General features: G+C 59.0%; 23 protein-coding genes and 1 tRNA gene. 14 read left to right on the top strand and 10 right to left on the bottom strand.

From position 1 onward, the window contains the following. Window positions 1-5: 5 nt before the first annotated feature. Both HKD31_RS02895 and dusB read right to left on the bottom strand, forming a co-directional pair. Window positions 6-746: a sigma 54-interacting transcriptional regulator gene (locus tag HKD31_RS02895; protein ID WP_194263666.1), complete on the bottom strand. Its 741-nt coding sequence runs from the start codon at window positions 744-746 to the stop codon at window positions 6-8. 24 nt (window positions 747-770) lie between these two features. After that, window positions 771-1886: a tRNA dihydrouridine synthase DusB gene (dusB, locus tag HKD31_RS02890; protein ID WP_194263667.1), complete on the bottom strand. Its 1116-nt coding sequence runs from the start codon at window positions 1884-1886 to the stop codon at window positions 771-773. Between the two features lie 130 nt (window positions 1887-2016). Here dusB and HKD31_RS02885 point away from each other — a divergent pair, with 130 nt between their 5' ends. Both HKD31_RS02885 and HKD31_RS02880 read left to right on the top strand, forming a co-directional pair. Beyond that, entirely contained in the window at window positions 2017-2826 is an 810-nt protein-coding gene (locus HKD31_RS02885) for an alpha/beta fold hydrolase (protein ID WP_194263668.1), read from the top strand. 4 nt (window positions 2827-2830) lie between these two features. Beyond that, window positions 2831-3682, top strand: a complete 852-nt coding sequence (locus HKD31_RS02880) for a sugar phosphate isomerase/epimerase family protein (RefSeq protein ID WP_194263669.1) — start codon at window positions 2831-2833, stop codon at window positions 3680-3682. 3 nt (window positions 3683-3685) lie between these two features. On the opposite strand, the gene HKD31_RS02875 is transcribed toward HKD31_RS02880, so the two are convergent. Then, a complete protein-coding gene (locus tag HKD31_RS02875) occupies window positions 3686-3925 on the bottom strand; it encodes a hypothetical protein (protein ID WP_062495977.1) in 240 nt (79 codons plus the stop codon). A 124-nt stretch (window positions 3926-4049) separates the two neighbouring features. Between HKD31_RS02875 and HKD31_RS02870 the strand changes: the two genes are divergently transcribed. The 3 genes from HKD31_RS02870 to HKD31_RS02860 all read left to right on the top strand — a co-directional run bounded on the left by HKD31_RS02870 (window position 4050) and on the right by HKD31_RS02860 (window position 8290). Then, complete coding sequence (locus HKD31_RS02870) at window positions 4050-5123, top strand: quinone-dependent dihydroorotate dehydrogenase (protein ID WP_062495975.1); 1074 nt, start codon at window positions 4050-4052, stop codon at window positions 5121-5123. Between the two features lie 163 nt (window positions 5124-5286). Next, on the top strand, window positions 5287-7710 hold the full coding sequence (locus HKD31_RS02865) for a DUF3772 domain-containing protein (protein ID WP_194263670.1): 2424 nt from the start codon (window positions 5287-5289) through the stop codon (window positions 7708-7710). Between the two features lie 94 nt (window positions 7711-7804). Next, window positions 7805-8290: a hypothetical protein gene (locus HKD31_RS02860; protein WP_194263671.1), complete on the top strand. Its 486-nt coding sequence runs from the start codon at window positions 7805-7807 to the stop codon at window positions 8288-8290. A gap of 32 nt (window positions 8291-8322) precedes the next feature. On the opposite strand, the gene HKD31_RS02855 is transcribed toward HKD31_RS02860, so the two are convergent. Genes HKD31_RS02855 through HKD31_RS02845 form a run of 3 tightly spaced genes read right to left on the bottom strand, consistent with a single transcriptional unit; the run spans window position 8323 to window position 11169 of the window. Beyond that, complete coding sequence (locus HKD31_RS02855; protein WP_194263672.1) at window positions 8323-9336, bottom strand: zinc-binding alcohol dehydrogenase family protein; 1014 nt, start codon at window positions 9334-9336, stop codon at window positions 8323-8325. Between the two features lie 41 nt (window positions 9337-9377). Continuing rightward, window positions 9378-10562: a 5-demethoxyubiquinol-8 5-hydroxylase UbiM gene (gene ubiM / locus HKD31_RS02850; protein ID WP_194264074.1), complete on the bottom strand. Its 1185-nt coding sequence runs from the start codon at window positions 10560-10562 to the stop codon at window positions 9378-9380. A 4-nt stretch (window positions 10563-10566) separates the two neighbouring features. Further along, on the bottom strand, window positions 10567-11169 hold the full coding sequence (locus HKD31_RS02845; protein ID WP_194263673.1) for a nitroreductase family protein: 603 nt from the start codon (window positions 11167-11169) through the stop codon (window positions 10567-10569). 210 nt (window positions 11170-11379) lie between these two features. Between HKD31_RS02845 and hisB the strand changes: the two genes are divergently transcribed. From hisB to HKD31_RS02800, 9 genes are all read left to right on the top strand, one after another. After that, window positions 11380-11976: an imidazoleglycerol-phosphate dehydratase HisB gene (gene hisB, locus HKD31_RS02840; protein WP_062495967.1), complete on the top strand. Its 597-nt coding sequence runs from the start codon at window positions 11380-11382 to the stop codon at window positions 11974-11976. A 44-nt stretch (window positions 11977-12020) separates the two neighbouring features. Next, on the top strand, window positions 12021-12377 hold the full coding sequence (locus HKD31_RS02835) for a hypothetical protein (RefSeq protein WP_228120131.1): 357 nt from the start codon (window positions 12021-12023) through the stop codon (window positions 12375-12377). After that, the gene (hisH, locus tag HKD31_RS02830) at window positions 12362-13000 is read left to right on the top strand and encodes an imidazole glycerol phosphate synthase subunit HisH (RefSeq protein ID WP_194263675.1); all 639 of its coding nucleotides are present in this window, start codon (window positions 12362-12364) and stop codon (window positions 12998-13000) included. The genes HKD31_RS02835 and hisH overlap by 16 nt, the downstream gene beginning before the upstream one ends. Beyond that, window positions 12997-14355 carry a 1-(5-phosphoribosyl)-5-[(5-phosphoribosylamino)methylideneamino]imidazole-4-carboxamide isomerase gene (gene hisA / locus HKD31_RS02825; protein ID WP_194263676.1) on the top strand — a complete coding sequence of 453 codons (1359 nt, stop codon included), beginning with the start codon at window positions 12997-12999 and terminating at the stop codon, window positions 14353-14355. Before hisH ends, hisA begins: the two co-directional genes overlap by 4 nt. Further along, window positions 14349-15110: an imidazole glycerol phosphate synthase subunit HisF gene (gene hisF / locus HKD31_RS02820; RefSeq protein WP_194263677.1), complete on the top strand. Its 762-nt coding sequence runs from the start codon at window positions 14349-14351 to the stop codon at window positions 15108-15110. The genes hisA and hisF overlap by 7 nt, the downstream gene beginning before the upstream one ends. Before the next feature lie 4 nt (window positions 15111-15114). After that, entirely contained in the window at window positions 15115-15516 is a 402-nt protein-coding gene (locus HKD31_RS02815; RefSeq protein WP_011252065.1) for a phosphoribosyl-ATP diphosphatase, read from the top strand. A 14-nt stretch (window positions 15517-15530) separates the two neighbouring features. Continuing rightward, window positions 15531-15899 carry a histidine triad nucleotide-binding protein gene (locus HKD31_RS02810; protein WP_194263678.1) on the top strand — a complete coding sequence of 123 codons (369 nt, stop codon included), beginning with the start codon at window positions 15531-15533 and terminating at the stop codon, window positions 15897-15899. A gap of 48 nt (window positions 15900-15947) precedes the next feature. Continuing rightward, window positions 15948-16023 (top strand) — tRNA-Glu (locus tag HKD31_RS02805). A gap of 81 nt (window positions 16024-16104) precedes the next feature. After that, complete coding sequence (locus HKD31_RS02800) at window positions 16105-16563, top strand: DUF6538 domain-containing protein (RefSeq protein WP_194263679.1); 459 nt, start codon at window positions 16105-16107, stop codon at window positions 16561-16563. Window positions 16564-16658: 95 nt separating this feature from the next. Here HKD31_RS02800 and HKD31_RS16320 read toward each other — a convergent pair whose 3' ends face one another. The 4 genes from HKD31_RS16320 to HKD31_RS02780 form a co-directional block, all read right to left on the bottom strand. Continuing rightward, window positions 16659-16898, bottom strand: a complete 240-nt coding sequence (locus HKD31_RS16320; protein WP_370543912.1) for a transposase — start codon at window positions 16896-16898, stop codon at window positions 16659-16661. Window positions 16899-16965: 67 nt separating this feature from the next. Then, window positions 16966-18813 (bottom strand): beta-galactosidase, encoded by a 1848-nt coding sequence (locus HKD31_RS02790; protein ID WP_194263680.1) that lies wholly within the window; start codon window positions 18811-18813, stop codon window positions 16966-16968. Between the two features lie 7 nt (window positions 18814-18820). Beyond that, window positions 18821-20830, bottom strand: coding sequence for an alpha-galactosidase (locus tag HKD31_RS02785; RefSeq protein WP_194263681.1), 2010 nt, complete (start codon window positions 20828-20830; stop codon window positions 18821-18823). Window positions 20831-20833: 3 nt separating this feature from the next. Then, on the bottom strand, window positions 20834-23275 hold the full coding sequence (locus HKD31_RS02780) for a TonB-dependent receptor (protein ID WP_194263682.1): 2442 nt from the start codon (window positions 23273-23275) through the stop codon (window positions 20834-20836). Window positions 23276-23526: the final 251 nt, after the last annotated feature.

The following is a 23526-nucleotide window of genomic DNA, read 5'->3' as shown; positions in this document are numbered from 1 at the left end:
AAGTCTCACTCGTCGATGCCTTTCGGGATCGTGATATCCAGTTCACGGATGCGCTTGCGCAGGGTGTTGCGGTTTACACCCAGAATGGCGGCAGCGCGCAACTGGTTGCCGCAGGTCCGGCGCAGAACCATCGTGATCAGCGGCCGCTCGACCTCACCCACCACACAGGCATGCAGATCGCCCGCCCCGTTTTCCAGATCGCCCTCAAGATATTCAGCAAGCGGCCGTTCCAGCGCGCGTTCCAGCCCGCGGGGACGCGCCGTGCCCGTACCTGCCGCCAGGCGACAGACCGCGCTGATCCGCTCCGGCCCCAGCCGCTGGGCAGAGGGCAGCGCCGACAGCCAGCGATGCAGGGCAGCGGACAGACCTCCCTGCCGGAGCAGAAGAACAGGATCATGACGGCTCCCCGCGATCACACGCAGATCCGTCTCATCCTGGGCCAGCCAGTCCATGAACCGATCCTGCATCAGCGGGCACAGACAGTCGATCTCATCCAGCAGCAGCGTTCCGCCCTGAGCCTGCTGGATCCAGCCAGCCTCGCCGTTGCCGAAGAGAGCCGCCTCACGAAGCGCACGCGGAGTGGCGGTCAGGGCGGCAATCACGAACGGATTTTGTGCCCGCGGGCTATGACTGTGAAGCCGCCGGGCGACGTCCTGCCGGTCCAGCCGGGACGCGCCATACAGGAAAACCGGATGGCAACCCTGTTCGACCAGACCTGAAGCGGACGGCTCCGTCATGGCTGCCATGGAAGCGCTGGCCGGCTCACACCCTCAGGCCGCTTCACGCGTGCCGTCGCGGCTCAGACTGCCCGTGGGGCCGGCCTCACGGTTGCGCACGACACCGGCGTCGATATGGCGATCGTAGAACGCAGTTAGCAGAGCGATGGCCTCGGCGGCGCTTTCCACACCATTGATGGTGGAGCGGAACGTCGCAGACCCCGGCAGCCCGGCGGAGTACCAGGACACATGCTTGCGCGCGAGACGCAGGCCCGGCCGCTCACCGAAATGATCAAGCATCATCCGGTAATGCCGCAAGGCGATTTCCTTTTCGGTCGCCAGATCCGGGTCAGGCACATCCTCGCCGGTCCGCAGGGACTGCGCCACCTGCGCCGTGAACCAGGGCCGCCCGTAACAGCCGCGCCCGATCATGACGCCATCGGCCTGAGACTGATGCAGCGCCTCACGTGCGTCGCGGATGGTGTTGATATCGCCATTGACAATGACTGGCAGCGACACCGCATCCTTCACCGTTTTGACGAAACGCCAGTCCGCCGTACCGTTATAAAACATCTGCCGCGTGCGACCGTGAACCGTCACAAGCCGGATGCCGCTCTCTTCCGCGATTTTCGCCAGACGCGGCGCATTGAGCGAATTGTGGTCCCAGCCCATGCGCATCTTGAGTGTCACGGGCACATTCACGGCCCGTGCGGTCGCTTCGAGCAACTTTCCGGCCAGAACCTCGTCCCGCATCAGCGCCGATCCGGCCATCTGCCCAATCGCGACTTTCTTCACCGGGCAGCCGAAATTGATGTCGATGAGGTTCGCGCCCCCATCCACCGAAATCTTCGCAGCCTGCGCCATGGCCTCGGGATCACATCCGGCAAGCTGGACCGCATTCGGCCCGCGCTCGGCCATCCGCGCCATGCGCATGGTGTTTTCATTCTCGCGGATCATCGCCCAGGAGGCGATCATTTCCGACACGACCAGCCCTGCCCCGAGATCGCGGGCAAGCTGACGGAACGGCAGATCCGTGACACCCGAAAGCGGAGCAAGGATCACCGGTTCCTCGATCACTACGCCCTGCCCCAGGTCGATGGGTTTCAGGACACGGTTCGGGGGTGCTGCGGCAGGCGCATCAGGGGCGGCGGAAGGAGCGGAAGCAGTCATGGCAGGATCAATTTAGCGGCCCGTCTCCGCAAGCGCAAACGCTCCTTTGCACGCAACCCCGCCCCCTGTCCGTGCGCTATTCCTCCGACAGTCTTCACGCCACTTCCACCATCCCTTCATGGAGAAGAGCATGCCGCACATCACGACCAGCGACGGAACACGTATCCATTACGAGGAACAGGGACACGGACGCCCTCTCGTCATGCTTCATGGCTGGACGTTCTCGGGACGCTTCTTCCACCGCAATGTCGGGCCGATCTCGGAACAGGCCCGCGTCATCACCGTGGACCTGCGGGGACACGGACGTTCCGAAAAGCCGCAGCATGGCTATCGGATTTCCCGTCTGGCCGCCGATCTGCGGGATCTTCTGGTCGCGCTGAACCTTCAGGACGTGACGGTTCTGGGCTGGTCGATCGGCTGCCCCATCATCTGGTCGTATCTGGAGCTGTTCGGGTCAGAGCGCATCCGCAACGCCATTTTCGTCCAGCAGACCCCGAAGCAGTATTATTCGGCTGACTGGAAGCTCGGCCACGCCGCCTGTTTCGATCAGGCCGGGCTGACAGCCGTGCAGCAGCAGCTCACCCTGACGCCGGACGAGTTCGACAGAGGCAATCTGGAAAGCTGCATCTGCCACCCCCTGCCCGAAGACGAGAAAGCGCTCCTGCTCCGGGAAATGGCGCAAAGTCCCGCTCATGCCCGAAGCGCAATGATGGCGGACCACACCACTCAGGACTGGCGCGACGTCCTGCCCCGCTTCACGCTCCCCGCCCTCATGATGATCGCCCGCAAGGACAAAGTTCTGAATCCGGACGGCCCCGCCTGGGTGGCGCAGCACATGCCCAACTGCACCGGCGTGGAATTCGAGGACAGCGCGCACATGGTCTTTCTCGACGAGACCGAAAAGTTCAACCGCACCGTTCTCGACTTCCTGAAGAGGTGATCCCATGACGAAACTCCCCTTCCCTTTCGGCATGAACGAATTCACGACCCAGCCCTGGTCGTTCGAGGAAGACGTGGCGCGTTACCGCGACCTCGGCGTGGATGCGATCGAGATCTGTGAAGCCAAGCTCGATCCGGACCGCATTGAGGAGCAGATGCGCCTCGTCAGGGAGAGCGGGCTGAGTGTCAGTGCGGTCCAGCCGCTGGTACGGACCTTCTTCGGAAGCGCGATGGTCCCCGAACCTGAAGCGACTGAAGCCCGCGTCAAACGTCTTGCCCAAAGCCTGAAAACGCTCGCACCTCATGTCCCCGGCAGCGTCTTTGTGACCAATACCGGCGCGCCACCCAAGGGTAACATGCGCCGTACCATGGACGAGACGGTGCGTTACCTGAAGGAGCTCTGTCCCCTGGCCGAGGATCTGGGTGTTTCCCTGTCGCTGGAGCCGCTCAACCCGACCTCCGTGAACACCGAAAGCGCCATCTGGACCATAGAGCAGGCCATGGACATCATTGACGGCGTCGGCCATCCGGCAATGGGTTTGTGTCTGGATTACTGGAACATCTGGCAGCAGAAGGATGTCTGCGCGGCTATCCGTGCTGCGGGAAGCAAAATCAACGTCCTGCAGGTCAGCGACTGGCGCACGCCCTATTCCGCGACCGACCGCCTGATCCCCGGCGATGGCTGCATTCCGCTTCATGAAATGCTGCATGCCACATGGGATGCGGGCTTTCGTGGCGCCTGCACGGTCGAGATCTTTTCGTCAGACGTGCCGGACAGCCTTTATGACCGTGATCTGGGCGACGTCATCCGCTTCTGCCGGGAGGGGCTGGATCAGGCCTGGCGTGGCGACGCCTGATTTTCAGTCAATCGGGCCGATTTCCTGACGGTGCCGTTTCAGACCATCCTGCGTGATCACGAAACGCCCGTCATCGCGCAGTTTTGACAGGCCGAGCCGTTCCAGCCGCTCAAGACAGGGCTGGTCTTTCAGCCCTGTCGGTCGCCCCGTCGACGCACACAGCAAAAGCCGGTGCAGCGTCGAGCGGCAGCACGTCTCCAGATAAGGCTCGTCATAGGATTCAGCAGCGGATGCGTCGGACATGAGTTCGCGTCTATCGCGTCCCTGCGCCACCGCCAAGACAAAACGCCATCAGATATACTCCGGGGGTGAGCCAGACGCGCGAAGCTGATGCGCCACACCGCGGATTAGGGTATGGAAACGACTCATGATCGATCTCGGAACGCTCGTCACTCCGCTCCTGCACCGCTTCGACACCGAAACGGCGCACGAACTCGCCATTCACTCCCTTGCCCTCGGCCTTGGCGGCCAGGCGCCAAAGGATGTGCCGGCCCTCTCGACCCGCACGCTCGGCCTGCGCTTTCCCAACCCGATCGGCCTGGCCGCCGGGTTTGACAAGGATGCCCGCGCCATCCGTCCGCTGGCAAAGCTGGGCTTCGGCCATATCGAGGCCGGAACCGTGACGCCTCGCCCCCAGCCCGGCAACCCCGGCCCCCGCCTGTTCCGGCTGGTCGAGGACGGCGCGATCATCAATCGCATGGGGTTCAATGGCTGCGGTGTGGACCGCTTCTGCCGTCGTCTCGCCCGCCTGCACCGCCCGATGCCCAATGGCAGGATGCGCGGCCCGACCGTCCCGCTTGGCGTGAATATCGGGATCAACAAGACCGGCTCCGACCCGCTGCGCGACTATCCGGACCTCGTGGCCCGCGTGCGCCCCTATGCCGATTACATCACGATGAACCTGTCCTCGCCCAACACGCCGGGTCTGCGGGATCTCCAGTCGGCAACGATGCTGAAAGAGCTTCTGGACGCCATCAATACCCGCAATCCGGAGCGCCCGCCGCTTCTGGTCAAGCTCGCACCCGATCTGGATGACAGCTCCTACGAGCCGATCCTTGAAGCCGCGATCGAAGGCGGTGCGCAGGGCCTGATCCTGACCAACACGACCATCGCCCGTCCTGCAACCCTGCGTGACCCGGCGGCCCGCGAAAGCGGTGGCCTCTCCGGCCGCCCCCTCGCACCGCGTTCCCGGGATGTCCTGCGGATCGTCTCGGGGCTGAACAAAGGTCGCCTGGCGCTGATTTCGTGTGGCGGCATCGAGACCGGCGAAGACATCCTCGCCCGCATCCGCATGGGTGCGGATATGGTACAGATCTATTCGTCTTTCGTGCTTCAGGGACCCGGCATCCTGGCCCGTATGAAGACGGAACTGCTCGACGCCATGCGTCGCGACGGGTTCGAGACGATCGCCGATGCCCATGGCATTGACCGGCCGAACTGACGGACCTGTAAGTTCCCGTCTCAGGGCATCTTTCCCTTTGGGGGAAGATGCCCTTTTCGTATCCATCCGCCCCGCGCAATGAAGCGCTCCAGGGCGGAAATCGAACCCCTGCGGCCGCAAGCCGTTGAAAACCCCATCAAGACACTGGACGGAACACCTTCGCATGACCACACGGCCTCCCGCGCGCGCCTTTTCACATCTCCGCAGCCCGCGCCCCGGAACGACCTGTGGATCCATGCTGGGCGCTCTGTTCCTCGCTTTCGGTCTGCTCTGCGCAGGTGTGACGACACCTCCTGCGCTGGCAGCCGCGGCACAGCCGGCGGCAGCCCCGATCAAGGACGCGCCCAAAGATGCTGACAAGACCCAGCAGTCAGATCCCGCCAATTCCGGCCTTGGCTGGAACGCAGTGTCCGCCTCCATCAGCCGTCAGCTCGATGACAGTGCCGCAGTATTGCAGCAGGTTTTCGCGACGCTGAACCGGAAGGACGTCAACACGGGCAATAACGAACTCGATGCCCTGTCGGCCCAGATCCAGAAGGTCCAGCAGAACACCCAGGACGCGGTCACACAGATCCAGTCCTATGACAGCATCACCGAATCCTTCCTGAAAATCCTTGGCCCGAAGGCCGCGGAAAACGAGGACGCGTCCGTCACCGCACAACGCCAGCGGATGCAGCAGAACTCGCAGTCCGTGAAATCGGCACTGATGCGGGCCAAGCTCTATAATCTTCAGGCCCAGCAGCTCAACACGGCCATCAATGCACGGCGCACACGCCTGCAACACGCGGCCCTGTCCGAACGGACGGTCTCGCCCCTCGCCCCGCGCTTCTGGAACACGCTCCTTACCGAGCGTGCTGAGAACCGCTATTCGCTCCATGCCGGTGGCGTGCTGTCCGACTGGCTCTATCTCCTGATCGGCTGCGCGATCACCTTCGCGGCCATTGGCCTCAGTTCACCGCTGATTCTACGTCTGCTCAAACGCTGCGGTGCCCATTTCCGTCCCGCTACCGAAGACAGCGTGAAGGAAGCCCTCTCAGGCAGCATCATCGCCATCACGCTTAACGGCGCGCTCGAGGCCCTACTCGCAACACTTGTCTGGTTCATCTGGGCGGCGGCAGCCCTTCCCGACGGGGGCGGCCCGATCGGTGCGATCATTGGCGAGACCGTCCCTGTCTGTGGCTTCATCATCGGCGCCGGCCTGCCGATTTTCGGGCGCAGCGGCGTTCTCGCACAGGGCAATCCGGGCGAACGCAAGGCGCTGCGGGGCGTGGACTGGATCCTTGCCATCAGCATCCTTCTGCTGGACCTGCTGCGGGCCTTTCAGGCTCAGGACGCCTTTGGCCAGACACTTCAGCTTCTGCTGGAAATCGCGTTCTCGATCGCCATCGGCCTGTGCGCCGTGGACACGTTCCGCAGGCTTGGCAACCAGAACGATACCCGTGGCTTCGCACCTTCCGCGCTGGGTGTTTCCAGCCTGCTTCTGGCGGTGACGGTCATCTCCATCCTGCTGGGCTATGTGGCTTTTGCCTTCACGCTCAATGGCTGGCTGCTCTCGCTGGGTACGGGTGTTGCCATCGTGACGCTTCTGGGCCTGTGCTGGCGCGACGTACTGGACCGGCTGTTTTCGGAAGGCGGCTTCTTCAGCCTGCGCCTGGTCCAGCTCGGCCTGACGCAGCGCCGCCTGTCACAGATTGGCGTGATCCTCTCGGGGCTCGGCAACGTCCTGCTCCTGCTGCTCCTGTTCTCCATCGCACAGACGGATGGCAGCTTCAGCGTCGCTGACATCACGAACCGACTCTGGCTGCTGTTCGTCGGCAATACTATCCACGGTGTGAAGATCTCGCTCGATACCGTGGTGCTGGCCATCGTTCTGCTGGTGGTGGCCTATTACGCGATCCGTCAGACGCGCGGCTGGCTACGGGACCGCTTCTTCCCTACCACGCGCCTCGATATCGGCAGTCGCACCTCAATCCTCAGCATCTTCACCTACTGCGCCTGGATCCTCGTCGGTCTCGGCATCCTGTCCATCGCGGGTGTCTCGGTCCAGAACCTGACCTGGGTGGTCAGCGCGCTCTCGGTCGGTATCGGTTTCGGCCTGCAATCCATCGTGCAGAACTTCGTCTCCGGCGTGATCCTGATGGCCGAACGCCCCGTTCGCGTCGGCGATATGGTCGAAATCGCCGGCACGCGCGGTGACGTCAAACGCATCAGCATCCGCGCTACCGATATCGGCCTGAGCGATGGCTCGACCATGATCGTCCCGAACTCCCAGTTCATCACGACCAGCATCAAGAACGCGACGCTGAGCGGTGCCACCGGCGTCCTGACCCTGACGTTCAAGATCCCGCTGACGACGGATCCCGAGAAGGCAAAGGCCATGCTGCTGGAAGTCGCGGCCCATCGTGACGAAGTGCTCGCCACGCCATCACCGAAAGTCCGGGTGAGCGCGATTGCCGATGACAGTCTGACCATGACCCTGAGCGTCGCCCTCATCTCGGCCCGTGACGGCGGCAGTGTGCAGGACGCCATTCTTTTTGACGTCTTCCGCCGTTTCCATGCCGAGGATGTCGCCATCACAACAGCCTGATCGGAAAATACTTTCCGGGACTCCGCGCAATACTCGATTTCCAGACGGACTGGTCCTAAGGTCAGTCCGTCCAGAGAGGCCAGGATCCAGACCGATGCCATCCCCGACACAGATTTCCGGAGACAAGACGCCGGGTCAGGTTTTTCACCTGCCTGTCCGCTCCAAGACGCTCTCGATGGCGGAAGCCGCGGTTCATCTCGGGCTGCCGGAACGTCGGATGAAGCTGCTCGCCATGCTCGGCACGGGACCGGCACGTACGCAGGCACCGGATGGGAAAATCGCGTATCGCCGCGAGGATCTGGAACTCTATCTCACAGCCCTGCACGAAAAGGCTGATATCTCCGGCACGGAAATGATGCGCCGCCGCGCCCAGGCCGCGGCCAGCCGTCAGCGGGCGCTGGAACTCGTCCAGATCGGCAGCAAAACGGGCTTTCCCGATCCTGATCCGTTCATGATGCTGGCCACTGGCGCAGATGCGCGACAGCACGCCTGCTTTTTTGTCATCAAGGTCATGGCGCTGTTCGGACTGATCATGCTCTGCATCTCGTCCACCCCGCTGCTCCGGGCGCATTTCAACTGACGGGCCATATCCCGCCCGTCAGTTGACAGTTCTTACTCAAAGCCGCAAAGCACGGCCTTTCCAATACCCTTGCCGCTTTCGAGCAGTTCATGCGCCCGGCGCAGATTGGCAATGGTGATGGGCCCCAGCATCTCATGCAGGGTCGTCTTCAGAAGACCGGCATCCACAAGCGATGCCACCTGCGCCAGAATCCTGCCCTGTGCGGGCATGTCCGGCGTCTCGAACATCGGACGTGCGAACATGTATTCCCAATGGACGGAGAGGGCTTTGCGCTTGAAGGGCATGATGTCGAACTCGCCCGGATCGTCGATCAGGGCCAGCGCCCCCTGCGGCGCGAGAGAGCGCACGATTGCATCCCTGTGCTCGCCGGATGCGGTCAGACCAGCCACATAGCGCACCTGCGGAATTCCGATCCGTGCCAGTTCCTGATCGAGCGGCCGACGATGATCGATGACGTGGTGGGCGCCCATCTCACGGCACCAGTCCATCGTCTCCGGACGCGATGCCGTAGCAATGACCGTCAGCCCCGTCAGACGGCGCGCGATCTGCGTCAGGATCGAACCCACGCCACCGGCACCGCCGATGATCATGATCGCATCCGGATTGTCCATCTCACCCAGCCGGACGCCCAGCCGGTCGAACAGCAATTCCCAGGCCGTAAGCGCAGTCAACGGCAAGGCTGCGGTTTCGGCATCGGACAGGCTTTTCGGAGCCAGCGCGATCAGGCGTTCATCAACAGCCTGAAACCGCGCGTCGCTCCCCTGCCGGTTGGCAGTGCCTGCATAGAAAACGCGATCCCCGGCCCGGAAACCCCGGACCTGACCACCCGTCGCAACAACAGTTCCGACCGCGTCATATCCCAGAACCCGTGGCTCATCACCAGGCGGGTCCATCGACCGCAGCTTGGTATCGACAGGATTGACCGAAACTGCCCGGATTTCCACAACGACATCCCGCGGCCCCGGAACAGGGGTCGGAATGTCGAGTTCGACCAGCGCATCGGTGTCGTCCATGCGGGTTGCGCGTCTGTGCCCGAAAGCCTTCATGGGAGAAATCTCCTAACCCAGAATGAGCGCTGCCAGAGAGGTCAGCCGTGACGGTCCATCAGCATGTTCGTCACCGCCGCCTTGAATGGCAGCAGACGGTTGGCCACTGCCAGCCCGGCCCGCCGCGCCATCAGGAACGGTGGTTCATCGCGCGTATAAACCGTCGCGATCGCATTGGTCGCGGCAAAGAGCGGCGCCGTTGCCAGGCGATGCGTGCGTTCGAAACGCGACAGAACGGACGGATCACCCGCATCACCCGGACCATCGGCAATCGCCCGGGCCAGAACTTCCTGCCCCTTCAGGCCCAGATTGAACCCGTGCGCCGTAATCGGATGCATGCCAACGGCCGCATCACCAATCAGCGCCAGACGGGGCGCCTGGAAACGGTGCGCATAGACCGCCTTGAGTGGATAGACGCAGCGTGCGCTTTCCAGCGTCATCTGCCCCATACGTCCCTGCGTCCGGGCCGTGATGTCCTCGCTGAAAGCCTTGCCATCAAGCGCCTTGAGGCGCGCGATTTCATCCGGCTCCAGCGTCAGAACCAGCGACGAGCATGATCCCGGCCGGTCGTCAGGTGCGACGGGCAGAAGGGCAATCGTCTGTCCTTCGTCAAACCACTGAAGCGCCGTATTGGCATGAGGCTCCGGGTGCCGCATGCGGCAGACCATGATGTTGCGCTGGAAATCATGCACGATCGCACCAATCTCCGCTTCGGCCCGCAGGCGCGAAAACCGCCCATCCGCCGCAACCAGAAGATCCGCCTCGATCCGCTTCCCATTTGCCAATACAACACCAGCCGATCGGGTATCATGCCACGAACTGGCAATGCCTTCCCCGGCCCGGACGTCAACGCCCGGCGTCCGCAAAGCGACACGATACAGGGCACGGCGGATCAGGTGGTTCGCCACCATGTGTCCCAGTGCATCGGGGCCATCGGAAGGTGCATCGAACAGAAGCGGCGGGCTGCCGGACTTTCCTGTCTCAATGCGCGCCGTGTACATCGGGCAGACATTACCGGCGGGGATCTCATCCCACGCGCCGACACTCTTCAGCCATTCCGATGCATGATGCGTCAGCGCGATTTCACGACCATCAAACGGAGGATCAGCCAGCACGTCCATCGGCGACCGCTCGACCACACAGGCTTTCCGCCCGTCGCGTCCAAGCGAAATAGCGCAGGCCAGACCGACAGGGCCGCCGCCCGCAACAATGACGTCGTAACGCATCAGCTCAACCGGCGTCCGCGGCGAACGTGATGGCATCCCCTTTCCAGACGGCCATGTAATCATCGATCTCGGGCCGCTTGCGCTCGTCCGAATGCTTGGCAGGCGTTCCGACGAACAGGAAACCGGCCAGACGATGCGGCTCGGGCAGACCCAGCGCCTCAAGAAGCACGCGGTCCTCACAGAACGGCCCCGTTACCCACATGCCGCCGAATCCGGCAGCATGCAGCGCGTTCAGGACGTTCATCGCCCCTGCCGCCACAGCCATTTCCTGCTCGATCACCGGGATCTTCCCCTCCGGCTGCAGATGCATGCCCAGAGCAATGATCATCGGCATGTTGGCAAAGCGGTGATGGCGCTTGGTCTTCTTGGCTTCTGGCGCGTCAGGCTCCTGCCGACCCATCGCTTCCACCACGAGATCGGCAAACGCCTCGCGGTGCTTCCCCTTGATCACCGTATAGCGCCAGGGGCGCATCTTGCCGTGATCCGGAGCCCGCAGGCCAGCGGACAGGATGGTTCGGAGCTCATCCCCCTTCGGCGGGGGCTCGACGAGATGGTCCGTCGAAGCGCGGGAGAGAAGGACGTCGAGGGGGGAATGATGATGTGCCATAATCAGGAAATATGGCCCGATCTCCTCTCTCCGCCAAGGGCAATTTCCAGACTCCGCCATTCTCAAGGAATAGTGACGCTCCCTCATGCCGGTCGATATGGTTCGGCATCCTCTCCATCCCGGATTTTCTCCCTGTCTGCCAACGTATTTTGCAGACATCTTTGCCAGACAGCGTGGAAATCCGCGTCGTGCTGGTGTAGCAGGAAGAACATGAACGAAAGCCGCCACGCCCGCCTGCATCGCGCCACCAGCGAAACCGACATCACCCTTGCCCTCACACTCGACGGCCAGGGCCGCTCCGACGTGGACAGCGGCATCGGTTTCTTCGACCACATGCTAACGGCACTCGCCAGGCATGGTGGTTTTGACCTTGAGCTGAAAGCCAAGGGCGACCTGCATATTGATGGCCATCATACGGTCGAGGATGTCGGCATCGTCTTCGGGCAGGCCTTCCGTCAGGCCATTGGCGACAAGCGTGGTATCGAGCGTTTCGGCCATGCCCTCGTGCCGCTGGACGAAGCCCTGTGTGAGGCGGTCGTTGATATTTCCGGCCGACCCTACCTTGCCTGGAACGTCGTCTTTCCGCGCGAGAAGATCGGCACGATGGACACGGAACTGTTCGAAGAGTTCTTCCGCGCCTTCGCCATGTCCGCCCATATCGCCCTGCACCTGACCTGCAAAGCCGGCACCAACGCTCACCACATCGCCGAAAGCGGCTTCAAGGCCGTTGCCCGCGCCCTGAAGGTCGCTGTTTCGCACGATCCCCGCTCGGCTGGTGCCATCCCCTCCACCAAAGGCGTGCTGTGAAGCTTTATATTCCCTGCACGAAACCGGACGCCGCGGAACCGCAGATGCCCGTTATGGTGCAGGACGGATTTTCATGGCGCGTCCTGTTCTTTGGCTGGTTTGGCCTTCTGACCTACGGCGCATGGATCTCCGCCCTGCTGGCCGCAGCCGCCACCATGATCACGCTGCATATTTTCATGGGTTTCTGGTCCCGGCTTGACCTGATTGTAGCCATCCATGCCGTTCTTGCCAGCTTCACGGCTGAGATCCGCCTGTGGGAACAGCGACTGAACGGCCGCGTTACCGGCACGCCGATCGCAGCCCCCAGCCGGGACATCGCTCTCCTGCGCTGGATGGACCAGCAGCACTACGCCGCCCCTTACGGCAGCACATCTCCGGAGTTTCCATGCGCGTCGTCGTAATTGACTACAATGGCGGCAATCTCGCCTCGGCCGCACAGGCAGCCCGCAAGGCCGCTACCCGCAAGGGGATTGAAGCCGACGTCGTCATCTCCCGCGACGCGACCGACATCCTGAATGCCGACCGCCTGATCCTCCCCGGACAGGGCGCTTTCGCCGACTGCGCACAAGGCCTTGGCCCCGAACTGCGCAACATGCTCGAAACCGCCACTGCCAATGGCACACCGTTTCTCGGCATCTGCGTCGGCATGCAGCTTATGTGCGAATACGGTCTCGAACATGGCCGCACTGAGGGTCTGGGCTGGATTTCGGGCAATATCCGCCGCATGGACGAAGCCGCCAGTGCCGGCCTGCGCCTGCCGCACATGGGCTGGAACACACTCGACTTCACGCCCGGTGCGCATCTGCTGACGGATGGCCTCACACCCGGCAATCACGGCTATTTCGTCCATTCCTATGCGCTGCATGACGGTGCGGACAGCGATCTGGTCGCAACCGCGCAATATGGCACGCAGGTTCCGGCCATCGTCGCACGCGGCAACCGCTGCGGCACGCAGTTCCACGTTGAAAAGAGCCAGGATGTCGGCCTGACGATCCTCGGCAATTTCCTGCGGTGGACCTCATGACCATCACCTGTGAACGCGTCGTCTCGCCGCTTCCGCCCGAAGATCTGGACGCGCTGATCGAAGCCACGTCCGCCGGCATTCTGGACGGCGGCGGCTTCGGCTGGCTCCAGCCTCCCGGCCATCAGGCTCTGGCCCGCTATTTCGAAGGCCTGCTGCTGGTGCCGGAGCGTAGCTTCTATGTGGTGCGTGAGAACGGCGTGATCTGCGGCGCGGGGCAGCTCGTGCGTCCCCCGGCGAGTTATGAAGCCCATGCCGCCACCGCCAATCTGACCGGCTTTTTCGTGGCCCCCTATGCCCGTGGCCGCGGTCTGGGACGCGCGCTGCTGGAAGCCATGCTCAAGGGCGCGAAGGCCATTGGCTGCAAGGTTGTAAACTGCGACATCCGCGAAACGCATGTCGCCGCTATCGGGCTGTTCCGGTCGTTCGAATTCGAACACTGGGGGACCCATCCCTATTATGCACGGATCGGAGGGCAGACGGTGCGCGGACTTTTTCTCTCGAAACTTCTGGCAAACGAGAATGAGGCCGCCCGCTGGCAGTCCAACATCGCCATGCCTGACGCCAGCGGCTCGGCTTCAAGCACGGCTCCTGAACCGAAAGCCAACGCGCCGGCACATGGCCTGACGCTCTACCCGGCAATCGACCTCAAGGACGGCGCTTGCGTCCGTCTGCGTCGTGGGGAAATGGAAGATGCCACCCATTATTCCGATGATCCCGGTGCACAGGCCAAGCTGTTCGCGGAAGCCGGCTGCCGTCACCTGCATGTCGTGGACCTGAACGGCGCCTTTGCCGGTCGTTCCACCAACATTCCGGCCATTGAATCCATCGTGAAAGCCACGAACCTGCCCGTGCAGCTCGGTGGTGGCATCCGGGACATGGCCGCCATTGAACGCTGGCTTGAAGCTGGCGTCTCACGCGTCATTCTCGGCTCTGTGGCAGTCAAGGACCCCGAACTGGTCCGTCAGGCCGCCCGCGCCTTCCCGGGTCGGATCGTCGCCGGTATTGACGCCCGACAGGGGCGTGTCGCGACGGAAGGCTGGGCCGAAGTGTCCGAACTCGAAGCCAACGATCTCGCCCTGCGCATGGAAGATGCCGGTGTTGCGGCCGTGATCTTCACCGAAATCACCCGGGACGGCATGCTGGCCGGACTGGACCTTGAACAGACTGCGGACATGGCCCGTCGTCTTTCTATCCCTGTCATTGCCAGCGGTGGCGTGGGCAGTCTGGAGCATCTCAAGGCCCTTCGCGATGTCGCTCGCGACGTTCCGGGCATTTCCGGCGCCATCGTCGGCCGTGCCCTGTATGATGGCCGTATCAAGCTCAAAGACGCTCTGGACGTCCTCGGCTCATGCTGAAACTCCGCGTTATTCCCTGTCTGGACGTCAAGGATGGCCGCGTCGTCAAAGGAGTGAACTTCGTCTCCCTGCGCGATGCTGGCGATCCGGTCGAGCAGGCCAAGCTTTATGACGCCGCCGGTGCCGATGAACTCACCTTTCTCGACATCACGGCCAGTGTCGAAAACCGCGACACCATCCTCGATGTCGTCCGCCGCACGGCCGAAGCCATCTGCCTGCCTCTGACTGTCGGCGGCGGTGTCCGCACCTGCGAAGACATGCGCCGCCTGCTTCTGGCCGGTGCGGACAAATGCGCCGTCAATTCCGCCGCCATCAAAAACCCCAGCCTGATCCGCGAAGCGTCCGAACGCTTTGGCAGCCAGTGCATCGTTGTCGCCATTGATGCCCGTTCCGACGGCAAGGGCGGCTGGGAAGTCTATGCCAAGGGCGGCCGCGAGCCCACGGGTCTGGACGTCGTGGAATGGGCACGGAAAATGCAGGATCTGGGAGCGGGCGAAATCCTGCTGACCAGCATGGACCGCGACGGCACGCGTGCAGGCTTTGATCTGGATCTGCTGCGCGCAGTCTGTGGCGCTGTTACGGTACCTGTCGTGGCCTCGGGAGGTGTGGGCGAACTGCAGCATTTCGTGGAAGGCGCGGAAGTCGGCGCAAGTGGCCTTCTGGCGGCAAGTGTGTTCCACTTCGGCCAGTTCCGTATCGATGAAGTCAAGAACGCGCTGAACAAGGCCGGACTGCCGGTCAGGCTTGGAGAGTAAGACCATGGGAAAACCCGCTACCAAACCGGCCCCGAAGCCTTCGAAGCAGCAGGACGACAAGAAGTCCGACCTTCAGCAGGAACTGGTTCTCCAGCGCCTGTATGACACGGTCCAGTCCCGCCGTGGCACTGACCCGTCCCTCAGCCATTCCGCACGTCTGATGGCTCGTGGCCGCAACAAGATCGCCCAGAAATTCGGCGAGGAAGCGGTCGAATGCTTGATCGAAGCCGTCAACGGCAACCGCAAGGAACTGATCGGGGAAAGCGCAGACGTGCTGTACCACCTGATCGTCATGTGGGTGGACGCCGGCGTCTCTCCCGAAGACGTCTGGACGGAGCTCAAGCGCCGCGAAGGCACGAGTGGCATTGCCGAGAAGGCTGCACGCCCCAAGGAAAAGCTCGGCTGAACAGGAAGCAGACCATGACCTACGATCCCGGCAACATCTTCGCCCGCATCCTGCGCAAGGAAATCCCGGCCCGAACAATCTATGAAGACGACTTCGCACTCGCCTTCCACGACATTGCCCCACAGGCCCCGCTCCACGTTCTGGTCATCCCCAAGGGACCCTACGTCTCCATCGCTGATTTCGGCGCAACAGCTTCTCCCGACGAAATCACGGGCTTCTGGCGCGCTGTCTCGAAAATTGCCAAAGAGCAGGGCCTCACCCGCGAAGGTTTCCGTCTCATCAGCAATTCCGGCCCCAATTCTGGGCAGGAAGTCCCCCACTTTCACGTCCATCTGTTCGGCGGCGCCGCCCTCGGCCCCCTGCTGACACAAAAAACTTCCTAAATAACACTTGCCAAGACCCGAAGGGCCGACTATCAAGCCCCTCGCCTCGTCCCATTCGTCTAGAGGCCTAGGACACCGCCCTCTCACGGCGGCAACAGGGGTTCGAATCCCCTATGGGACGCCATGGCTTTAATTAATTTTTCATACAATTTTTATGCAGGTTTCGGCGTGTGGCACATAACCGTGACACATGGGAAGACATTGCGTGGCAACGCCTTACATGACCCGCCGGGGCTCCGGTTGGTATCTGAAAATCCGTATCCCGTCCGACATCCGACCCATCTTGGGTGAGCATCTTGTCCGTTCGCTCCGCACCAGCGATAAATCCACCGCCCAAGCCCGCGCGCTGGGAATGGCCGCATCACTGGACGGGATATTTATGAGCATCAGACGCCAGGCCCTTGAACTCATTACTGGCGTGAAGAACGACAAGCGACCATTGTCGGAACTCCGGCAGTTCTTGCAGGACCACGCTGACGAGCTGGCGAAACAACCGACTTCATTCACCGAGCTTTTCATTCGCAGCCTTCGACGTCTTGGAGAGCTTAAGGCGACCAAGAATCGTCAAGACCAGTTTTGGTTAGGTTCTGTTTACAAAAGACCTTTTCAGGTTGTTGGAGATGTGATTCAAAGCTGGTCTTTGCGGAGACCCGTAGATGCGTAGCGACGTGAGGGACGAGGAATGGGCGATCATTGGCGGCCTGCCACCACCTGAACGTGGCCGTTGGTTACGCCCGGCACAGGATAACCGTCTGTTTCTCAACGGAATGCTTTATGTCCTGCGTGTCGGTTGCCCGGGGGGACACATAAGGAGGGCTTTGGTCGAAGTCGTGGCGGAACATCATGCCGCGGCGCGCCGCAGTAGAGGCGCCAGAGTATGCCGTTAATAATTGAGCGATTACGTTCCGGACGACGGCCACGTCCCCGGTTCGCCGCCTCAATCGGCAGCAAGGCCTTTAAAACACGCCACTCCGCTTCACTCAGATCGCCTCGCCACAACCCTGCCTCCAAAAGGAAGCCTTGAACTAACCCTTTCGCCCTGCGTCAACCGATTCATCCATGTCGCCTAAAGGCCGGTCAGGGTCTTATACCCCCTAACACTGGCAGGGTTTTCCTGATGATAATCGAGAATTAGCACCTCGTTCCCCGAGGAACGCATCCAGGATGCTGGGCAAAATAGGCGATACTGCGGACCCATCTCCCAAAAGCGCCCAAGTGCATGGCCATTGACCCACACATATCCCTTCTTCCAGGCACTCATATCGATATAAACCCCGCCCGTAGAAGGACGATCAAAATAAGCTTTGAAAAGAAAACCGTAGCGGGTGGTTTGATCCGGCAACGCGCGCAGGGCTGAAACATGACTATCGTCCAGAGGGAAACCCGTTATGATCCAGTTTCGTAACGGCTTTCCGCCGAGGGACACCTGCCCTTCCAGACCTTTTCGGTCACCGAGGGCAGCTCCATAGCCAATATGGCCGAACGTATCGATGAGGATATCAAGTTGCCTCGGCCTTTCGGCTTCTGAAATTACGAAGCTAGCTTTGCGTGGATTTGTGCGTGAAACCGTCCCAATATCTGCTCCATCCAGAAAAAACCGTGCGTAATCATGTACAGCCGGCAATTCAAGCATTCCGCTCATCCCGGCAGGAATAGTGGTCTGGTAAAGTGCCATCCCCTGCCCCTGATGAAGGGCTCTCTCCATCGAAACGGGGTTCTCGCAGACTACTGCTATACCCGGGCCTTCCCACAAAGATCCGGCACGATACGCCTTTACAGGTTTGAATTCTGTCATGGGAGGAAGTTCAGGAACTGTCAGATCCTTGCAAACCCCAGCGCTGATCAGAAGATTGCGGAAAGTGTAATACTTCTTCGTCGGACGTCCAGCTTCATCAATAGGCGCATCATAGTCGTAACTTGTAATGACCGGCTGGAATCCCGAACCATCCCGATGGGCATTGGCGCCTGCTCCAAAGCCGAAATTAGTTCCACCATGTACAACGTACAGATTGAATGACAGACCCTTCGCCACTATTGCAGAAAAGTCTTTGGTGAATTCCACACGTGCCAGGTCGTTTTCTCCCCAGTGCGTCAGCCATCCAGGATAGGCTTCACTGATCCAGGCGGGATCCTGTGCACTAATATTCTTTACTCCTGAAATGTCGTCTTCTCCATCCAGACCAATGGCACATCCAGACAAGGCGGTACGTTTTTCAGTAAGTTGGGGCAGGCCATCTGCCGTTGAGAACGGGCCGGAAATACCGGCCTGAAGCCACGCCTCCCTGATCCAGGCCATATATGTCCTATCGTTTCCGAAAGACGCATATTCATTTTCAACCTGTATCATGATGATAGGGCCACCATTCACAGCCATATACGGTCTGATAGAAGAGGCGATCGCTGTGATATAGCGTTGGCTGGCTTTCAGAAAGCGCGGATCGCGCGTTCGTAACGGGATATCTTCATCAAAAAGAAGATAAGCCGGGAGACCACCCAGGTCCCACTCCCCGCAGATATAGGGACCGGGACGAAGGAAAACCCAAAGACCAGCATCCTGGCAGAGTTGTATGAAGGCCGGGAAATTACATCTGTCGGTGTGAAAGTCAAAATGGCCGGGTGAACGCTCAAGAATATTCCAGATCACATAAATACTGATTGTATTCAGGCCCATGGACTTTGCCATTGCGATGCGGGCTGACCACTCTTCTCGCGGAATACGCGCAGGATGCATTTCACCTGATCGAATCTGCATTGGTACTCCATCCAGACGAAAACCTTCTGGATGAAGCGTAAAGCTATGCGCTTGCCCGTCTGGACATAGCTCCCGGCCCTCCGCCGCACAGACAGGCTTGATCAGGTGATGACCAAAAGAAAAAAAGCCCAAAGCAAAGGCAGAGCGGCGAGTAAGATACATGATGGCCTTATGGTGTAAGTTCGAGTGTCATCACCTCAAAAGGCGCTAACTGGATCATAAGTGGATGATCGGCATCTAGGCTTTTGGGTACGACAGATTTTGTCCACAGTGCATGTACGGCATAACGTGTCGGAGCATCCGCAGGAAGTTCCAGCACATTCCGTGGCTCGATAAGTATCGCACGAGGCTTCTGATCTGGATTACGCAGGGTCAGAAATGCTTTTTGTGGCGTCCAAGCGGCCCACCCATAGGGCTCCAATCGCCCCGGATCACCACCGACCCAATGGCTGTCTTTCAGCGTCTCCGCATTGGCTCGTGCCCATTTTGCCGTGTCCGCAATAACGTCCCAATCTTCGGCTTTCAGAAGATCCGGAGTTACATAGAGTTCCTGCTCATCGGTACCCGTCGCGAAAAACGAATGAACCTCGTCAGCAAAATCATGTCCAGGATCGTCGTTCAGACGTTGGTTTTTCTGTGCGTAGATGACGCCGTGCAGCATCAGGGAATTCAGGGGAAAAAGCGGCGCCTTGACCACGATATTATGATAGGTGTCGGAGTCACGGTATGTAATCCAGCGCTGACGCTTGGTTCCGACACCTCGAAGCATATCATCTTCACCACCGCGCCAGATTGAGTCTGCCGTACGTAACCAGAACGGAGATGGGTAGGTGCCAGTTGTCAGGTTAATAAACGTATCAGGCTTGGTTTTATAGATATCAGCAATGAGGTGGATTGCTGCATCAAAATCACTGTTAAAGACACTGTTCTTGGCAACCTGACTTGCATTCCCCGTCCCATCGAATTTGAACTGATTGATACACTCCTGCGTCAGAAGCGTCATTACTGCCTTGTGAAACCCAGCGTAATAACGCTGTCCGGACAGATCAAACCCTCCGTCCTGCGTCTCCAGACCCAACTTGCGGCCACGAGCTACCCGTATCTCCTTGGGATTACCATAACCTCCCCACGGCGAGAGCCACACTCCCGGAGCTGCCCCGTAAGATGACGCAAGAGCACACAAGGGACGAAAGCCTTCGGGAAAGTCACCACTGAAATTCCACTGGCCACTTCTGTCGTCCCAGCCATCATCGAACAAAAATGAATCGAGCTGGACACCACGTTTGCGGACCAGTTCTTCGCCGATTCGACTGATGCGATTTTCTGCATCTTTCTGCGTATAAGGCGTGAAATAGCCGATATCGTACCAAGAATTGTAGTTCAGGAACGGTCGGTAAGGATGTGTACGCTCCCGTTCGACATAAATCTGAAAATCCCGGCGCATCTGCCCGTGCCGAACGATGCCACCCACAGCGGAAACCGTTAGTTCATGCCCCGCAGGAACAGGGAGAACCTGCGAAAGGCTGAGATGTGAGCGCCCGTTGAATACGAGACTATCCGCGAGCGGGTTCTCAATACCAAAATAGCTGTCTTCGATCGCAACAGGAGACCCTTGCACGTCTCCGATGACTTCACCGACATCAGTATGGGCGTCAAAGAGCGAAATAGCTTTCAGGTGAAGAGCGCTCTTCACCGGAATAACGGTCAGAATTTGGCGCAGGTAAGGTGAACCATTCCGCTGCTCAACACGCCACGCCGCAGTAAAACGACCTTTAAGATCGGAAAAATGCGTAACAACCGTCTTTCCATCCCGATGATCCGCTGCCCGCGCTGCTCCCGAAACAGGTAAGAGAGCCTCCTCATGTGGCCGATCCATCTGATGAAGATTTTCGTTCGAGATCTTCTCGCCGTTCGCTAAAGTAATCGTGAAAAGCGAAAACAGTGGAACTGTTCGCCCATGAACGACATCGATAAAACTCGCCTGATCCAGAGTTTTATTATTTTGATGCCATGAGAGGCGGACGACGTCATTGCCTAATGAGTTAATGCTATTGGTCGTATCAGAGGATGTGGGTCCTGGTGAGAGGATGGCTGCCTCCTGTCTGGCAGCACGCGCCGGTGCAAGAATACTGGTTGTGAGAAGGGTCGCGACAAGCGCGTTCCTGAAAAAAGTAGCCATGTTTCAAAAACCTGAAGACATCGAAAAGACAAGACCAAAGCCACCCCCCACAGTATAAAGCGGTGAGCTTCCCTTAAGCGTCGAGCCGAACACTCCTTTGACCGGATGGGCATTGAAGGCGCCCCCGCCAGAGGCAAGATATTTGTTATCTGTCAGGTTCAGAGCGTTAACCTGAAGTTGTGGCGATTTGGCAAACCAGATTTTTTTAAACCGGTAACCAAGCGTCGCATTGCCAATCGCATATGCTGGCATTTTTTCATCATTCATGAACGTTGAATACTGCGCTCCGACGTAAGACATGTAGCCATTAGCAAAGAAATGGCCGTCGTCGTAAGAAAGACCGAAATTCGCCGTATATGCAGGGCTGTTAATGGCGATTTTGCCCGCGCTTCGAATATAGTCTGTGCCGTCCGGGAGATTGTTATCCATCGTCGCATGCAAGTACTGGAAAGAGGCATAGGGGCTCAAGCCGTGCCAGGGGCGCAGCCCGATTGCAAGCTGTGCGCCACGTGAAGTCTGGCCGCCTGCATTGATATACTGCGAGACGAGACGCCCTCCTGTATAAGCTGTCACTGAGCTTTGACGGTTGGTCATATTATAGTTGAACAGGGATGCCGTAATATTGATCAGACCGGTGTGACGATAACCGATTTCCTCCGAAATCGAATATTCTGGTTTCAGACCGGTTGAATGCGCTAGGTCGATTTGAGGAGCACCCGCATCCCAGTAATTACCATACACCAAAATGCCGGACGGTTCACGGAAGGCCGTTGCAGCGTCAAAATAAATCTGGTCATGAGGCGTGATTTGATAGGATGCCGAAATCTGAGGTAGCGGCTGGGCATCACTGCGGCCGTAGTTATAGTTATCACCTGGAATGAGATTCGTGGACTTGTAAGACATCATGACAAACTTCAGTCCTGCATTCAAAGTCAGCTTGTCATTGAACATCTTGTAGGTATCAGACAGGAAAAGCGAATTCAGCTGCTGGATCAGATGGATATTGAACTGCATGACTGCATCACCATATTGATCCTTAATTGGATATTTCCCCCAGAAATTTTCAGCCGTTCCATTCGGCCCAATGACTGAAAACGGCGCCTGCTCCGTCTGATTATAATAATTGTACCAGTACCCGGCCTGCAATTCATTATGCCCTGCCTTCCAGGAAAGGACGTTATTAAATCCGGCCGTATGCTGATTGAAATTATCCACGGCCTGTACGGCGGCCGAACCGTCAACAGCACCAGGGATATTTAGATTTCCTGTCGGCCGGGTCCCGTTATAGCCTTCCTCAGCCTGATCCTGACCATTGTTTCCTGCACCATGCAGATGGACGTAATAAGGTTCACTGGTGAATGTCAGTCCATGCCCCAGGTTAAAAACCAAGGGCGCGCCGATAACAACCGAATGACGTTCCTCTGAATTCAACTTATAATAATTGACGTCGCCTGGAGTATAAGTCGGATCATAATAGGCTGCCGAGCGCCCATTTTGTTTCCACTGTGATTTGGAAATACTCATCAGGAATGGAAAACTCTGCTCGGTCCAGGTCATGAACACGCGCGCACTGTTCCCCTCCCCCCATTCTTTCATCACTTTGGCATCAACGTGAGAGCGGCGGTCCCGACCCGGACCAAGCCACTGCGCATTGGTTCCATAGGAATATGATGCAAACGCCTTCACACCGCTATGGCCGATCTCCCCCGTATCAAATCGCACGAACTCGCGCGCGAGCTGATGATTGCCATAGGATACATTCACCTTGCCACCCAGATGGCTCTCCGGATCGGACAAGTACTGTTTGATGGCACCGGCAACTGAGTTGTAGACCGGAGAAGAGATGTCAGCCACACCCTGCTGCACAGTAATTTTGCTGATATTTTCCGTATCAGAGGCCTCAGACGTAAAAGGCGCATAAGAAGAGGGATCAGCGATCGGAATCCCTTCAAATGTATATCCAACAGAGGTCTGTCCCATACCTCGCATATAAAAACTGCTCTGATCGGACTGACCAAAAGCATCAGCATTTGAAAGCGTTATTCCCGGTGTATATTGAACCAGTGAGATCGGATTACTGGTTGCCGCCTGTTTGGCAATAAAATCCCGCGTAACTGACTGCTGGGCCTTTGCCGCAGTTTCTGGCGGCAGGAGGCCTCCACCCGGGGTCGTATTCGTGACCCCGGTGGATGTAGCAGCGGCAACGACATGAATATTTTCAGAAGCATTGGCATTTAGCGCCTGCTTTTTAAGAGATGCCTTCGACAATTTGGAAGCAGATTTCAGGGCTGGACCGGCCTTGTTGTGTAGAGGTTTGTATGTCGTCGTCTCAGCAAAACCTGGCGCTGTCAGAACGGTCGAACACAGGAGTGTCATGCCAGTCAGTTGAAAGAGACGACGCACCGTTGATCCGGGAAGTGTCAGGGAGTTGAGAGGAGAACGCATTGGACCACTCCATTGATGGTGCCCTCAGGATAAACATGCAGCGGATTATGATTGCAACAACAAAACGTTCATAAACGATCAAGAAAAATCTTATTTTGAACGTTATTTTTGTCTAGATAGCTCGGTTTTCAGGGGTTTTCGCCATATTCCCCCTGATGAAAAAAAATTAGAGTCTCGATTCGAGATTTCGTTGATCGATATCGATCAATTTCGATCTTGACATGATCGTAGTTTAGAGAGGAATTTGAGAG

Source organism: Gluconobacter potus (genome assembly GCF_015244705.1).
Classification (GTDB): domain Bacteria; phylum Pseudomonadota; class Alphaproteobacteria; order Acetobacterales; family Acetobacteraceae; genus Gluconobacter; species Gluconobacter potus.
Note: the sequence above shows the minus strand (reverse complement) of the source record. Positions and strands in the feature narration are given on the sequence as shown.